The 14,603-nt window shown below is 73.1% G+C and carries 13 protein-coding genes; 7 read left to right on the forward strand and 6 right to left on the reverse strand.

Going from position 1 to position 14,603, the window contains the following annotated elements; translation table 11 throughout:
- Positions 1-15: 15 nt before the first annotated feature.
- The 5 genes from AC27IY_RS43080 to AC27IY_RS43100 are packed head-to-tail and all read right to left on the reverse strand — an operon-like array spanning position 16 to position 5,470.
- Positions 16-1,389 carry a DUF58 domain-containing protein gene (locus AC27IY_RS43080; RefSeq protein ID WP_487181549.1) on the reverse strand — a complete coding sequence of 458 codons (1,374 nt, stop codon included), beginning with the start codon at positions 1,387-1,389 and terminating at the stop codon, positions 16-18.
- On the reverse strand, positions 1,389-2,345 hold the full coding sequence (locus tag AC27IY_RS43085) for an AAA family ATPase (protein ID WP_423474214.1): 957 nt from the start codon (positions 2,343-2,345) through the stop codon (positions 1,389-1,391). Before AC27IY_RS43085 ends, AC27IY_RS43080 begins: the two co-directional genes overlap by 1 nt.
- A gap of 13 nt (positions 2,346-2,358) precedes the next feature.
- Positions 2,359-3,609, reverse strand: a complete 1,251-nt coding sequence (locus AC27IY_RS43090) for a DUF4350 domain-containing protein (protein ID WP_487181550.1) — start codon at positions 3,607-3,609, stop codon at positions 2,359-2,361.
- Complete coding sequence (locus tag AC27IY_RS43095) at positions 3,606-4,232, reverse strand: DUF4129 domain-containing protein (RefSeq protein ID WP_487181551.1); 627 nt, start codon at positions 4,230-4,232, stop codon at positions 3,606-3,608. Before AC27IY_RS43095 ends, AC27IY_RS43090 begins: the two co-directional genes overlap by 4 nt.
- Positions 4,229-5,470, reverse strand: coding sequence for a DUF7847 domain-containing protein (locus tag AC27IY_RS43100; RefSeq protein WP_487181552.1), 1,242 nt, complete (start codon positions 5,468-5,470; stop codon positions 4,229-4,231). The genes AC27IY_RS43095 and AC27IY_RS43100 overlap by 4 nt, the downstream gene beginning before the upstream one ends.
- Positions 5,471-5,738: 268 nt before the next feature.
- On the opposite strand from AC27IY_RS43100, the gene mtrA reads away from it, so the two are divergent.
- Genes mtrA through AC27IY_RS43115 form a run of 3 tightly spaced genes read left to right on the forward strand, consistent with a single transcriptional unit; the run spans position 5,739 to position 9,908 of the window.
- Positions 5,739-6,416 (forward strand): MtrAB system response regulator MtrA, encoded by a 678-nt coding sequence (gene mtrA, locus AC27IY_RS43105; RefSeq protein ID WP_043620615.1) that lies wholly within the window; start codon positions 5,739-5,741, stop codon positions 6,414-6,416.
- A gap of 20 nt (positions 6,417-6,436) precedes the next feature.
- The gene (gene mtrB, locus AC27IY_RS43110; RefSeq protein ID WP_487181553.1) at positions 6,437-8,182 is read left to right on the forward strand and encodes an MtrAB system histidine kinase MtrB; all 1,746 of its coding nucleotides are present in this window, start codon (positions 6,437-6,439) and stop codon (positions 8,180-8,182) included.
- Complete coding sequence (locus tag AC27IY_RS43115) at positions 8,169-9,908, forward strand: LpqB family beta-propeller domain-containing protein (RefSeq protein WP_364449813.1); 1,740 nt, start codon at positions 8,169-8,171, stop codon at positions 9,906-9,908. Before mtrB ends, AC27IY_RS43115 begins: the two co-directional genes overlap by 14 nt.
- Positions 9,909-9,913: 5 nt before the next feature.
- Here the strand turns inward: AC27IY_RS43115 and AC27IY_RS43120 are convergent, their stop codons facing one another.
- Complete coding sequence (locus AC27IY_RS43120) at positions 9,914-10,855, reverse strand: NADP-dependent oxidoreductase (protein ID WP_487181554.1); 942 nt, start codon at positions 10,853-10,855, stop codon at positions 9,914-9,916.
- Between the two features lie 61 nt (positions 10,856-10,916).
- Here AC27IY_RS43120 and AC27IY_RS43125 point away from each other — a divergent pair, with 61 nt between their 5' ends.
- The 4 genes from AC27IY_RS43125 to AC27IY_RS43140 all read left to right on the forward strand — a co-directional run bounded on the left by AC27IY_RS43125 (position 10,917) and on the right by AC27IY_RS43140 (position 14,589).
- Entirely contained in the window at positions 10,917-11,510 is a 594-nt protein-coding gene (locus AC27IY_RS43125; protein WP_423474222.1) for a TetR/AcrR family transcriptional regulator, read from the forward strand.
- Positions 11,511-11,684: 174 nt separating this feature from the next.
- Positions 11,685-12,413, forward strand: a complete 729-nt coding sequence (locus AC27IY_RS43130) for a ComF family protein (RefSeq protein WP_487181555.1) — start codon at positions 11,685-11,687, stop codon at positions 12,411-12,413.
- A 612-nt stretch (positions 12,414-13,025) separates the two neighbouring features.
- Positions 13,026-13,718, forward strand: coding sequence for a ribosome hibernation-promoting factor, HPF/YfiA family (gene hpf, locus AC27IY_RS43135; protein WP_423443567.1), 693 nt, complete (start codon positions 13,026-13,028; stop codon positions 13,716-13,718).
- A 172-nt stretch (positions 13,719-13,890) separates the two neighbouring features.
- Positions 13,891-14,589 (forward strand): response regulator, encoded by a 699-nt coding sequence (locus AC27IY_RS43140; RefSeq protein ID WP_020541374.1) that lies wholly within the window; start codon positions 13,891-13,893, stop codon positions 14,587-14,589.
- The last annotated feature ends 14 nt before the right edge of the window (positions 14,590-14,603 follow it).

Raw genomic sequence — 14,603 nt, forward strand, 5'->3', positions numbered from 1 at the left:
GCGTCCCAGAAGCCGCTACAGCCGGCCGGCCGCCTTCAGCGCCAGGTAGGCGTCCGCCAGCGCCGGTGCGATGTCCTCCGGCGGGGCGTCCATGACCTCGACCCCCGCCCGCCGCAGCCGGGCGGTGATGCGCCGGCGTTCGAGCTGGGCGTGCTCGGCCGCCGCCGCGTCATAGACCTCCTCGGCCGAGCCCCGCCGCGCCGCCATCGCGGCCACCCGGGGGTCGGACACCCCGGCCACCAGCAACAGGTGCCGCGAGGCGAGCTGCGGCAGCACCGGCATGAGCCCCTCGTCCATGGCCGCCCCGTTGAGGTCGGTCAGCAGCACCACCAGGCAGCGCCGCCTGGCCCGCGACAGCACGGCCGCCACCATGCCCTGCGCGTCGGCCTCGACCAGCTCGGCCTCGATCGGCGCCATGACGTTGACCAGCGACGACAGCAGCTCGGTGCGGGAGGCGCCGCCCACCCAGGCGCGTACGGCCCGGTCGTAGGCGAGGAAGTCGACCTGGTCGCCGGCGCGGGCGGCGAGGGCGGCCAGCAGCAGCGCCGCGTCCATCGACCAGTCGAGCCGCGGCCAGCCGGGCACCGGCCGCGGGTCGGGCCGGCCCAGCAGGCCGCCGCCGCCCGGCGTCGCGCCCGCCAAGGGGATGGGCGCGTCGCCCACCCGGCCCGCCGACGTACGCCCGGTGTCGAGCACGATCAGCACCCGCCGGTCGCGTTCCGGCCGCCAGGTGCGCACCACCACGTCGTGCCGGCGCGCCGTGGCCCGCCAGTCGATGGAGCGCACGTCGTCGCCGACGACGTACTCGCGCAGGGAGTCGAACTCGGTGCCCTGGCCGCGTACGAGCGCGGGGTGTTGCCCGTCGAGCTCGCGCAGCCGGGCCAGCCGCGAGGGCAGGTGCTTGCGCGACAGGAACGGCGGCAGCACCCGCACCGTCCACGGCACGCGGTGGCCGCCCTGCCGCGCGGCCAGCCCGAGCGGCCCGAGCGAGCGCACCGTGACCGCCACCGACGAGCGGTCGCCGCGCCGGGTGGGGTCGAGCGTGACGACGATCTTGCGCCGTTCGCCCTTCGGCACGTCGAGCCGCGCGACCCGCGGCGTGGCACCGGCGGACGGCGGCCAGGCGTCGCGCAGCACGCCCCGCACCCGCCTGGACCCGGGGTTCTCCACGACGAGCTCGACCGTGGCCCGCTGCCCGAGCCGGACCAGGGTGTCGCCGGACCGGTGCAGGCGCAGCGGACGCACCGCCCCCGCGAACGTCAGGTCGATCACGATCGCCGCCGCCAGCAGCAGGCAGACGCCGGCCAGCGCCGCTCCGGGCTGCGGCGCGAGCATCACCAGCACGATCCCGAGCGCGGCGACCAGCCCGGCCCGCCCCGTCAGCGCCATCAGCGCGGGACCGGGACCGAGGCCAGGATGCCGTCGAGCAGGCCGTCGGCGGTCGCGCCCTCCAGCTCCGCCTCGGGCCGCAGGCCCACGCGGTGCCGCAGCGCGGGCCTGGCCAGCGCCTTGACGTCGTCGGGGGTGACGTAGTGCCGCCCGGACAGCCACGCCCACGCGCGGGAGGCCGCGAGCAGCGCCGTCGCCCCTCGCGGCGAGACGCCGAGCTGCAACGACGGCGAGTTCCTGGTCGCGCGGGCCACGTCCACGATGTAGCCGAGCACCTCGGGCGCCACGTGCACCTGGGCCGCGGCCTCCCGCCCGGCGGCGAGGTCGGCGGCGCTGGCGACCGGCTTGACCTCCGACAGGTCGCGCGGGTCGAAGCCGCGGGCGTGCCGCTCCAGCACCGCGATCTCCTGCTCGCGCGGCGGCAGCGGCACGGTCAGCTTCAGCAGGAAGCGGTCGAGCTGCGCCTCGGGGAGCTGGTAGGTGCCCTCGTACTCGACCGGGTTCTGGGTCGCGCAGACCACGAACGGGTCGGGCAGCGGCCGGGCCGACCCCTCCACGCTGACCTGCCGCTCCTCCATCGCCTCCAGCAGCGCGGCCTGCGTCTTCGGCGGGGTGCGGTTGATCTCGTCGGCCAGCAGCAGGTTCGTGAAGACGGGGCCCTCGCGGAACTCGAACTCCGCGGTCTTCGCGTCGTAGATCAGCGAGCCGGTCACGTCGCCCGGCATCAGGTCGGGCGTGAACTGCACCCGCTTGAAGTCCAGCGACAGCGCCGCGCTCAGCGTGCGCACCATCAGCGTCTTCGCCACGCCGGGCACGCCCTCCAGCAGCACGTGCCCCCTGCACAGCAGCGCGATGACCAGCCCCGTCACCACCGCGTCCTGGCCCACGACGGCCTTCGCCACCTCGGCGCGGAGCGCGGCGAGCGCCTCCCTCGCCGCGTCGGCGGACGTCGTCACGCGGTAACTCTCCTCAGAGTTCACTGACCTGCCTTTCCATGAGGTCCAAGTATGCGGCCAGGGCGACGAGGGCCGCGTCGTCCGCGGGCGGCGGGCCGTACAGTGCCGCGCCGACCCGGTGCGCGTCCTGGCCGGTACGGGCGGCGAGCGCGGCCACGACCTCCCTGCCGCCGGCGCCGGTGGCCAGGCCGAGCCGGGGGGTCAGCCGGTCGATCGTGCCCGCGCGCAGCGCCTCGGCGGCCCGCTGCCTGGCCCGCCTGGCACGGTAGAGGCGGCCACGGCCCTCGATCGTCTCGGCCGCGCGTACGACGACGGGCAGGCGCTCGGTCACCACCGGCCCGAGCCGCCGGCCGCGCCAGAGCGCGGTGACCGCCACCGCGATGAGTGCCATGTAGACGGTCCAGCGCACGTTGTCCGGCATGAGGTCGCTCAGCGACTGTCCGCGTTCGCCCGGCAGCTCGGCGACCGGCGGGTTGTCCGGCCGTACCAGCCAGGTCACCGGCCTGCCGGTGCCGATGAGGTTGAGCGCGAGTGCCGCGTTGCCGTCCTCGGGGAGGCGGAGGTTCGTCATGAACGAGCCGTCGCCGACGACCGTCGTCGTGCCGCCCGCGCGGGAGTAGGACACCAGCGTGTGGCCCTCGGTGGTGGACGGGTAGCAGAGCGCGGCGCCGGGAGGGCCCTCGAAGGCCGTGCCGCCCATGTATGCGCTCCCCGCCGCCCGCGCGGCCGGCAGCGCGCACTCCGGCTCCCGCGAGCGGGTCCGGGCCGCCTCCGGGACGGTGCGCACCTCGGGGGCCAGCGCGGCCAGGCCGGGCAGGTCGCCGACGATCAGCCGGTCGCCGGGGATCGCGGCCAGGGCGTACTCGTCGGCGTAGACCGTGTCGGTGACCAGCAGCAGCCGAGGGCCGCCCGTCGTGGCGAGCCGGGCGGCCGCCTCGGCGGAGTCGACCCGGTCGATCTGGACGCCGCGCGCCCGCAGCAGCTCGGCCAGCGCCCTGGACCCGGCGAGCGAGGTGTCGGCCGGGTCGAGCGCGCGCGAGGGCCCGCGCTGCGGGGCGAGCAGGACGCCGAGCACCGCGATCAGCACGACGAGGGCGCCCAGGAGCACGATCAGGCGGCCCGAGCGCCAGGTGGAGCGGAGGGTCGGCGAGGTGGGTGCGGAACCGCCCGGCGGGTCGCCGGGGACGACCCCGTCCCGGGTGACGACCGGCTCCCCGAGCGCCGCCCCACCGGGGGCGAGCGACCCGTCCACAGGCGCGCTCACAACGCCTCCCCTGCGGCCGCGAGCGGGACCGGGCGGGCCTGGCGCAGGCGGTCGTCGAGGCCGGCCATGGTGGCGTAGGCGTCGGAGGTGCCGGGCACGCCGCCGTAGGTCACGTCGTCGAAGGAGCGGGCCGCCGCCGCCAGCTCGGCGGCGAGGTCCGGCAGCGCCGCGGCGGCCTCGGCGGCCAGCTCGTCGGCGGTGCGGCCGGGCATGCCGTCGACCAGCGCGCGTTCCTCCAGGTCGCGGGCGATGGCGCGGAGCCGCTCCTGGATCGCCTCGCTCCAGCGGCCCTCGCCGGCCAGCCGCTCGGCGGCCCGGCGGTGCTCGTCGGCGGTGCGGACGCGCTCGCCGTACAGGCCGCCCGTGACCAGGCCCCGCCGCCTCGACATGCGGCGGAGCTGCCACGAGACCAGCGCGGCCGCGGCGACGACGAGCGCCAGGATGACGACGCTCGCGACGATCCCGCCGACCGGGCCGTTGCCGAAGGCGGCGTCGGCGAGGTCGCCGAGGAACTGGTTGAAGTGCCGCAGGAGCATGTCGGGCAGGGACTCGCGCTCGTACGGTGACTTGAGGAGCTCCTCCGCGGCCCGCCGCGCGGCCTCCTCCCTCCCGATGGGGCTCACGACCCGGCGGAGTTGGACGGGTGCCAGAGCTCGTCGGCCGAGCCGTGCACCCAGCCCTGGCGCTGCTGTTCGATGGCCGCCGTCTGCAGCACGAGGTCGAAGGCCTCGCTGCGCATGCGCCGGTCGGCGTACAGGAGACCGGAGACGCCCGACTCGAAGGGGTAGGTGAACATCGCGCCGAGCGTGCCGCCGATCGCGATCAGCACGGCCGACACGACGGCGTTGACCATCGAGCCCGTGCCGAGCATGCCGAACAGCGTGCCCGCGATCGTGAACGGAACCGAAAGGACGCCCGCCACCAGGCCGACCAGCAGCGACGTGAGCAGCAGGATGCCGAACACGCGCCAGAAGTCGCCGGTGACCAGCTGCCAGGAGCGGCGCATGGCGTCGATCGGCCCCCGGCCCTCCAGCACCACCGCCGGCGAGGCGAACGCGAAGCGGGTGCGGAAGAACAGGTAGTAGGCGATGTAGAGGACGAAGAACACGACGATCAGGCCGAGCAGGCCCCCGGCGCCGGTGCCGTTGGCCACCAGCGCGACGCCGATCACCACGAACGCGATCAGCGGCACCGCCATGATGACCACCATGAGGCCCACGACGCCGAACAGCGCCGGCACCCGGCCCTTGACCAGGTGCCACGCCTCGCCCGCCGTGAGGTTGCCGCCGAAGACGGCCCGCCCGAGTATGCGGGTGATCACCCCGGTCAGCAGCGTGACCACGACGAACTGGATGGCGTAGGAGATCAGGGTGCCGCCGTACTGGGCGGCGAGGCCGGCCATGCTGCTGTCGAGCTGCTCGGGGTTCTCCATGGCGGAGGGGTCGGTGAGCACGCTGCCCATGCTGTCGAGCACGAACGCCTGCCCGATGGCCATCGGCACGGAGGCGAGCAGCGCGGCGACGGCCGAGAGGCCGAGCACCGCCTTCGGGTTGGAGCGGATGAGCTTGATGGTGCCGTCGAGCATGTCGCCGAGGCTCAGCGGGCGCAGCGGGATGATGCCGGGGCGCAGCACGGGGGGCGGCGGCATATAGCCGTAGCCCTGCTGCGGGCCGGGCGGGTGAGGGGGCTGCGGGGCGTAGGGCTGCTGCTGTGGAGCCTGCCCGTACGGCTGCCCGTAGGGCACCTGCTCGGGGGAGCCGGGCGCGGTCCACGGCGAGGCCGGCGGGGCGCTGTAGGGCGGCGGCTGTTCGGCCGACCAACCTGGGGGCGTCTCGGGCGAGGGACCGTGACCGTCTGACATATCCCAATCCTGGCATGCTGGGAGGGAGCTTGGCGTCCCGGAGGCGATTCGCTGCCCGATGACCCATTGTTCACGGGGGAATCTGGCATGGATCTGCACCAGGGATGGCCTAAAGACGCTCCGTTACCGCAGACTTGGGACTGCGGTCGCGGGGGCGGAGCTGAAATTCGCCTTTCGCAGGGCTCAAGTCACACTCATGGGCCTACCAAGGGTAACCTTCAGCGATCGTGCGGGTATGTCCCAGAATGCGTAGAACGAATGAGGGGCCATGAAAGGTCGCGTGCTGGTCGTCGACGACGACGCCGCTCTCGCCGAGATGCTGGGGATCGTGCTGCGGGGCGAGGGGTTCGAACCATCCTTCGTCTCTGACGGCGACAAGGCGCTCGACGCGTTCCGGGACACGCGCCCGGACCTTGTCCTGCTCGACCTGATGCTGCCGGGGGCCGACGGCATCGACGTGGCGCGCAGGATCAGGGCCGAGTCCGGGGTCCCGATCGTCATGCTCACGGCGAAGAGCGACACCATCGACGTCGTGCTCGGCCTGGAGTCGGGCGCCGACGACTACATCGTCAAGCCGTTCAAGCCGAAGGAGCTGGTCGCGCGGGTGCGCGCGAGGCTCCGCCGTACGGACGAGCCGACGCCGGAGATCCTCCAGATCGGCGACATCACCATCGACGTGGCCGGCCACTCGGTCAAGCGGGGCGAGGAGACCATCAACCTCACGCCGCTCGAGTTCGACCTGCTCGTCGCGCTGGCCCGCAAGCCGCGCCAGGTCTTCACCCGCGAGGTCCTGCTCGAACAGGTGTGGGGCTACCGGCACGCGGCCGACACGCGGCTGGTCAACGTGCACGTCCAGCGGCTCCGGGCCAAGATCGAGAAGGACCCCGAGCACCCCGAGATCGTGGTGACGGTCCGCGGCGTGGGCTACAAAGCCGGACCCGCCTGACCCGCCCGCCCCCATCCGCCATGCCCCCGACGAAGACCAAGCGCACCCGTCGGCGGACGCCACGCCAGATACTCGGCGGCGTCCGCCGGCGGGTGCGGCGTGCGGCGGTCAGGGCGCGCAGCGTCTGGCGGCGCTCGCTGCAGCTCCAGGTGGTCACCAGCACGCTGGTGATCTCCGTCGTCGTGGTGGTGGTGCTCGGCACGTTCCTGTCCGAGCAGATCAACCGGGCCGTCATTCAGAGCAGCCAGCAGTCCTCGGTCAGCGAGGCCAACGCCGACCGGCTGCAGATCGCCGACGCGCTCGCGCCTCCCGACGACGACCAGGCCAAGGCCCCCGAGGCGGGCAAGGTCGTGGTCAACCCGCTCGACGAGGTGATGGGCGCCGTCACCGGCTCCGTCGACGGCGGCTCCAAGAAGCGCTACGACGTGCTCATACTCAACGTCGCGGCCCCCGGGCAGTCGCGCGCCTCGGGCCGCCTCGTGCCCGGCAACGTGCCGCCCGCCCTGCGCGCCGGGCTGCAGCGCAACATCACGAAGCTGGTCTACGACAAGCCCATCGTCTCCATCGAGCGCGTCGCGCTGACCGGGCAGAGCCAGCCGCGCCTGATGTACATCGTCGGCGGCATCGTCCACGAGCCCTTCAGCGGCCAGAACTACGAGGTCTACCACTTCTTCCCGCTCGACGAGGAAGAGGCGCTGCTGTCCAACGTCCGGCTCGCCATCGTCGTGGTGGGGCTCGGGCTCGTGCTGCTGCTGGCGGCCATCGCGTACCTGGTGGCCAGGCAGGTCGTCACCCCCGTCCGGCTGGCCCGCCAGGCCGCCGAGCGGCTGGCCGCGGGCAAGCTGGACGAGCGGCTGAAGGTACGCGGCGAGGACGACCTCGCCCGCCTGGCCAACTCCTTCAACGAGATGGCCGCCAACCTGGCGCTCAAGATCCACCAGCTTGAGGAGCTGTCGCAGGTCCAGCGGCAGTTCGTCTCCGACGTCTCGCACGAGCTGCGCACCCCGCTGACCACCGTGCGCATGGCCGCCGACCTGCTGTACGACGCCCGCGAGGACTTCGACCCCATGGCCGCCCGCTCGGCCGAGCTCATGCAGGCCCAGCTCGAACGGTTCGAGTCGATGCTGGGCGACCTGCTGGAGATCAGCCGCTACGACGCCGGCGCGGCCACCCTCGACCTGGAGCCGGTCGACGTCACCAAGGTCGTGCTGCGCGCGATCGAGGACTCCGAGGCGCTGGCCGAGCGCCACGGCACCCGCTTCGAGCTGCGGCTGCCGCCCGAGCCCTGCATGGCCGAGATCGACAACCGCCGGGTCGAGCGGATCCTGCGCAACCTGCTGTTCAACGCCATCGAGCACGGCGAGGGCAGGGAGATCGTCGTCACCGTCGGCGCCGACCGCGACTCCGTGGCGGTCGCCGTACGCGACCACGGCATCGGACTCAAGCCGGGCGAGGACACCATGGTCTTCGACCGGTTCTGGCGGGCCGACCCGTCGCGGGCGCGCACCATCGGCGGCACCGGGCTCGGCCTGGCGATCTCCCGCGAGGACGCCACCCTGCACGGCGGCTGGCTCCAGGCGTGGGGGCAGCCGGGCGAGGGCTCGCAGTTCAGGCTGACGCTGCCGCGCACGGCGGGGGCCGACCTCAAGGGCTCGCCGCTGCCGCTCGTGCCGCCCGAGATCGAGATGCGGCGCACCTGGCGCGGGGCCATGACGCCCGTGCTGCTGCCCGCCGTGGGGGACGGGGCGCTCGATGACGAGGACTAGGCGGCTCTGCGCCGTCGCGGCGGTGGCCGCGGCCGTGGCGCTCACCGGCTCGGGGTGCTCGGTGATCCCGGTCAGCGGCCCGTACGTGGTGGACGACACGGGCAGCGGCGACCCGCTCAGCAAGCCGTTCCAGCGGATGATCGCCACCCCGCCGCAGCCCGGCTGGGGCCCCCAGGACGTGCTCAAGGGCCTCCAGGCGGCCATGGCGGCCTACGACGACGACCCGACGGTCCTGCCGCAATACCTGACGCCCGAGGCGCTGCGCGGCTGGAGCCCCGAGGGCGCGGTGACCGTGCTCGACGACGCCTGGAACTGGACCTTCGACCTGGGCGACCAGGACGGCACCGAGTCGGTGCAGAAGATCTCCGTCAAGGCCCCCCAGATCGCCAGGATCGAGGAGGACGACACCTACGTGCCGCTGGCCGGGAACTGGGCGCGGCCGTTCGAGCTGGTCAAGGTCGAGGGCGTCGGCTACCGCGTGCGCGGCCTGCCGCAGGGGCTCATCCTCACCAAGTCCGACGTCGCGCGGGCCTACCGGCCGACCAAGCTCTACTACCTAGGCAGCGGCACCCAGGACCGGCTGGTGGTGGACAGCGTGCGGCTGCGGCTCAAGCCGACCAAGACGTACGCGCAGGTCGTGCTCGAACGGCTGCTCAAGGCGCCGAGCGCCGCGCTCCAGGGCGCGGTGAGCACCAGCTTCCCCTCCGGCACCAAGATCGAGTCGGTGCGCTCGGGCGAGGACGAACGGGTCGTCATCAACCTGTCGGGCCCGATCGACCCCCTCGACCTGAGCGGCGAGCACGGCCTCATGGCCCAGATCCGCTACAGCCTCACCAACAACGACGTCGCCAAGGGCCGCGCCATCGAGGTGCAGGTGGACGGGGAGCAGTATTCCGTCTCCCAGCCCAACGTCGACCAGGGCTGGCTGGACAACGGCGTCAACACCGACTACTACGTCGACAAGGGCGCCGTCCACTACATGACCAACGAGGGGCCGGGCGGCGCCATCGCCGGGCCGGCCGGGCAGCCGCGCGAGGGCTACTCCAACTTCGCCCTGTCCAAGCAGGGCGACCTCGTCGCCGCCCAGACCTCCACCGGCATCTCCATCACCCCCGCCACCCAGGAGGGGCAGTGGCAGGAGGTCATCCCGGGCTCCCCGGAGGACCTCACCGCGCCGTCCTGGCACCGCGACGGGTCGCTGTGGACGTTCGACCGCAAGAACGGCGTCGTGCTGCGCTACGAACCCGGCGCCAACCGCCCCGCCGAGCGGGTCGCCGCCCCGGGGCTGAAGGGCTGGGACGTCACCCGCATGCGCATCGCCAGGGACGGCGTACGCGTGGTGCTGACCACCCGCGAGAACATCGTGCACGTCGGCGCGCTGACGCAGACGGGCGGGCTGATGCTCAGCAACGTCCGGGTGCCGACGGCCAGGGAGCCGGGCGGCGTCATCGAGGACCTCGCCTGGCGCGACGACGAGCACGTGCTCGTGCTGGTCAAGAGCAACGCCGGGCAGACGCTGAACGAGATCGACATCGGCGACGGCGACATCACCGAGATCCCGCTGAAGAACCGGCTGCGCCGGGTCGCGGCGCTCAACGAGCACGTGCTCGCGCAGGCGGAGACGGGCAAGGGGAAGGGCTCGGAGATCCTGGAGCTCGCGCAGGACCAGAGCTGGAAGACCAGGATCGAGTCGAACGCCGAAGCGCCCCTGTTCCCCCTGGGCTGAGCCGGTCAGTTCACCAGGACGATCTTCCCGCGGGCGTGGCGGCTCTCGCTCAGCTCGTGCGCGGCCGCCGCCTCGGCGAGCGGGAACGCCGCCGCGACCGGCACCCGCAGCCGCCCCCGCGCGGCGAGCTCGACCGCGACGCCGAGGCCGTGCACCGCGAGCGGGTCGGCGCCCGCCCCGGGGTCCGCGCCCGGCGCGCCGTGCGACAGGTGCACGCCGTGGGCCGCCGCGGTCAGGTCGGGGGCGATGGTCACCACGCGCGCCGGGTCCCCGGCGACGGCGACCAGATCGGGCAGCGCCCCTCCGGCGCAGTCGAACACCGCGTCCACCCCGCCCGGGGCCAGCGCGCGGACCCGTTCGACGAGACCGGCCCCGTACGTCGTCGGCTCCGCGCCGAGCGAGCGCAGGAAGTCGTGGTTGCGCTCACTGGCCGTGCCGATCACGGTGGCGCCGCGGGCGACCGCGAGCTGCACGGCGACCGTCCCCACCCCGCCGGCCGCGCCCTGCACCAGCACCGTGTGCCCGGCGCCGGCCCCGAGCCGGTCGAGCACCCGCGTGGCCGTCTCGACGCTGCCCGCCGCGCCACCGGCCTCCTCCCAGCTCCACGCGGCCGGTTTCGGCGCCCAGGCCACCAGGACCGCGTGGTCGGCGTTGGCGCCGCGCGTCGTCGCCGCGGTCATGCCGAACACCTCGTCGCCCGCCTCGACGCCCGTGACGCCCTCGCCGACCTCGTCCACCACGCCCGCGGCGTCGAACCCGGTGCGGAACGGGAACGTCACCGGCACCACGCCGCGCAGCTCGCCCGAGCGGATGCGCGTCTCTCCCGCCGACAACCCGGACGCCCGTACGGCGACGCGGACCGTACCCGGCCCGGCGTGCGGCTCCTCGACCTCGGCGACGTGCACCACGCCCGGCCCGCCGTACTCGGAAAACTGGACTGCTCTCATGCGCCGTACCGTAGGTGGGCAGCCCGTCCGTCCGACCGAAGTGAGAGCGGTGACGGCCGAAATGAGTCAGAAGTCGCGCTCGGACGCCCGCGACAACCGCGCGCGCATCCTCGCGGTCGCCCGCGCGGCCTTCGCCGCCGAGGGACCCGGCGTGCCGATCCGCGAGATCGCCCGGCGCGCCCAGGTCGGGGCGGCCACCGTCTACCGGCACTTCCCGACCAAGGAGGCGCTGCTCGGCGAGGTCGTCGCCGAGCCGACGGCCCTGTGCTCGGCGGTCGTCGAGGAGGGGCTGGCGGAGTCCGATCCGTGGCGCGGGTTCTGCCTGGTGACCGAGAGGCTGATGGAGGCGCGCGCCCGCGGCCGGGGGCTGTCCGGCGCTCTCGTCGCGCGGCTGCCGTATCTCGGGGCGGAGCGCGAGCGTTCGGTCCGGCTGCTGCTCCGGCTCGTCCGGCGGGCGAAGGAGACGGGCGGCCTGCGGGCGGACTTCGTGCTGGAGGACCTCGTCCTGGCGGTGACGGCGAGCGAGGCCATCCGCGCCGGGTCACCCGAACTGCGGGCCGCGGCCGCGCGCCGGTTCGCGGCCCTGATGATCCAGTCGTTCCGCGCCGACCCCGTCCCCGCGCCGCTTCCGCCGGCGGTCCGGCTGCTCAGCTGAGCCGCCCGCCCGCCCGACCGGGCCCGGCCGACCCGGGCGGGGCCTTCCCCCGGGTGGGGCCTTCCCCGGCCGGGCCCTCCCCGGGGAGGGCCCGGCCGCGCGGGCGTTGGCGGGCACGGCGGCGGGCACGGCGGGCTGCTCGGGTGAGCCGATCGTCCGGGGCGGGAACTGTCGGTGGCGGTGGGCATGCTGGCGGGCGTGCTGGACGCCGTGCTCGACCTGATCCTGCCCCCGGCCTGCGCCGGTTGCGGCGCCAAGGGGCCCCGGTGCTGCGCCGCGTGCGTGGCCGAGCTGACCGCCCGGCCGGCCAGGCGGTGGCCGGACCCGTGCCCGCCCGGCCTCCCCGACTGCTGGTCGGCGAGCCCGTACGACGACCGCACACGCCGCGCCCTCCTCGCCTACAAGGAGCGGGGCGCGGTGACGCTGGCGGCGGTCCTGGCCGAGGCGCTGGCGTTCACCGCCGTCACGGCGCTCTCCCGCACCCCCGGAGCCCGCCGCGCGCTCGCGGCCGGCTTCGCCGTCGTGCCGGTCCCCAGCACCCGGGCCACGGCCGGTGCGAGAGGCCACGACCCGGTCGCCCGCCTGGCCCTGCTCGCGTCCCGCGCCCTGTGCGCGCTCGGTCTGCCCGCCCGCCCCTGGAACGGCTTGACCCAGGTCCGCTCCGTGACCGATCAGGCGGGCCTGAGCAGCGCTGAGCGGGCGGTCAACCTCGCCGGGTCACTACGGGTCACCCGGCCCGCGACAGGCCCTCCAGCGCCCTGTGCGCTGCTCGTGGACGACATCGTGACGACCGGCGCCACCCTCGCCGAGGCCGCGCGAGCCCTCCGATCAGCCGGAACACCGGTCCCGCTGGCGATCACGGTCGCCGCGACACGCCGAAGATCTAAAAAAGCATTACGGTGACGGTGCGTGAAAGACGCGGCCGACCAGGCCCTCCCCAGGAGGTCACATGTCGCTTCCCCACGGGATGCCGCCACGGTGCTCGACGGGCGATCCACGGTCGGCCATAGCGGACGCCGCCCGATTAAACGGGGCATCAAAACACCCCTGTCCGGCCCGCCGATATCACGCAACGTGATCGTCCGGACAACCCTCCGGCTGACATTCGCCCAGGATGCGGATAGCGTTCGGACATGGCACCCGTTCGGGTCCGTGGTTGCGCAGAGCCGGGGCTCCCGGCTCTGCTAGCCGATGCCAGCCGCAGGCAAAACGGTCCACGTAAGGCGACTCTTTGTCGACCGATCACGGTGCGGCTTAGGGGTAAGTCCTGCCTTCCCGAGAGGTCAGATGCCTCTCGCCAGAAGAGAAGGGCAGTAGTGGCAACAGAGCTGCGAGACCCTCAGCAGGCGGATGTGGGGTCGAAGACCAGGTCGGCCGGACGGGTGCCAACAGAGTTCCCGGTGATCACGAGTCGGAAGAGGGTAACGGTGACAGAAAGGCAGACAGCAGGCCTCGCCCGATCGGCAGCTCGTCGGGCGCTCTTGCTCAGTCGTTAGACGGAAGGGGGGCTTTTGCATGGACATCATCGTCAAGGGCCGACACACGGGTGTGAGTGATCGGTTCCGCGACCAAGTGACGACCAAGCTGGCCAGGATCGAACGTCTGGACAACAAACTCATCCGAGTCGATGTGCAGGTGTCGAAGGAACGCAATCCGCGCCTCGCGGGACAGCGGGAGCGCGTCGAGCTCACCATCCACTCCCGAGGGCCGGCCATCCGCGCCGAGGCCTCGGCCGACGACCGGTTCGCCGCCCTCGACCTGGCGCTGGACAAGCTGGAAGGCCGGCTGAGGCGGGCCGCCGACCGGCGCAAGGTGCACCACGGCAACCACTGCCCGCCCTCCGTCGCGGAGATCACCGCGACGCTTCCCGACGTCGCCGGACTGCCTCCCCAGGAGCCCGTGGCGCCGAAGTCCACGGCCGAGGAGAGCGAGCCGCTCCAGCGCGCCGGCGACGACTACACCGACGTCACCTACGACGACAAGACCGACGAGGACATCGTCCCGATCGAGATGGACGGCGAGGGGCCGCTCATCGTCCGGGAGAAGTTCCACCGGGCCGAGCCGATGACCATCGACCAGGCGCTGCTGGAGATGGAGCTGGTCGGCCACGACTTCTACCTCTTCCGGGACAAGGAGAGCGGTCAGCCGAGCGTCGTCTACAACAGACGCGGGTACAACTACGGCGTGTTGCGGCTCGTAGAGCCCTGATCGCTTACTGAAAAAGATCTTCTCGACCACCCGAGGACCGCGGCACACGTGCCATCATGGCGGTTACGGCTCTGGCCCCCCGACGAGGAGGAGACGTGAGCGAGCTCAGTCAGGTTCAGCCGAGCGAGCGAAGCGAGGGAAGCGCGGTCGCGAGGCGGATCAAGGAGGCCTCGTGAGCGAGTCCGACGAGGCCCGCGCATCAGCGAGCGAGCCCATTCGCGTGCTGATCGTCGACGACCATGAGCTGATCAGGCGCAGCCTGGCTCTGGCGCTGGCGGCTGAGCCCGACATCGAGGTGGTCGGTGAGGCGAGCGACGGGCAGGAGGCGGTCGAGCTGGCCGACCGCCTCATGCCCGACGTCGCGCTCATGGACGTGCGCATGCCGCGGCAGGACGGGATCGAGGCCACGAAGGGCATCAAGGCGTCGGTCCCCAGCACCCGCATCATCATGCTCACGGTGAGCGACGAGGAGGAGGACCTCTTCGAGGCCATCAAGGCGGGAGCAACCGGCTACCTCCTCAAGGACGTGCAGATCAACGACGTTCCCGCCGCCGTGCGCGGCGTGCACGAGGGCCAGTCGTTAATCAATCCGGCGATGGCGGCCAAGCTCATCAGCGAGTTCGCCAACATGAGCCGCAAGGAGGCCGAGCGGCCGCCCCAGCTGCCCGTCCCCCGGCTGACCGACCGCGAGATGGAGGTCCTGCGGCTGGTCGCCAAGGGCATGAACAACCGCGAGATCGCCAAGCAGTTGTTCATCTCCGAGAACACCGTGAAGAACCACGTGCGCAACATCCTCGACAAGCTGCAGCTGCACTCCCGCATGGAGGCAGTCGTCTACGCGGTGCGGGAGCGCATGCTGGAGATCACCTAGCGAAGCCCCCGCTC

The organism is Nonomuraea sp. B208, assembly GCF_057536035.1.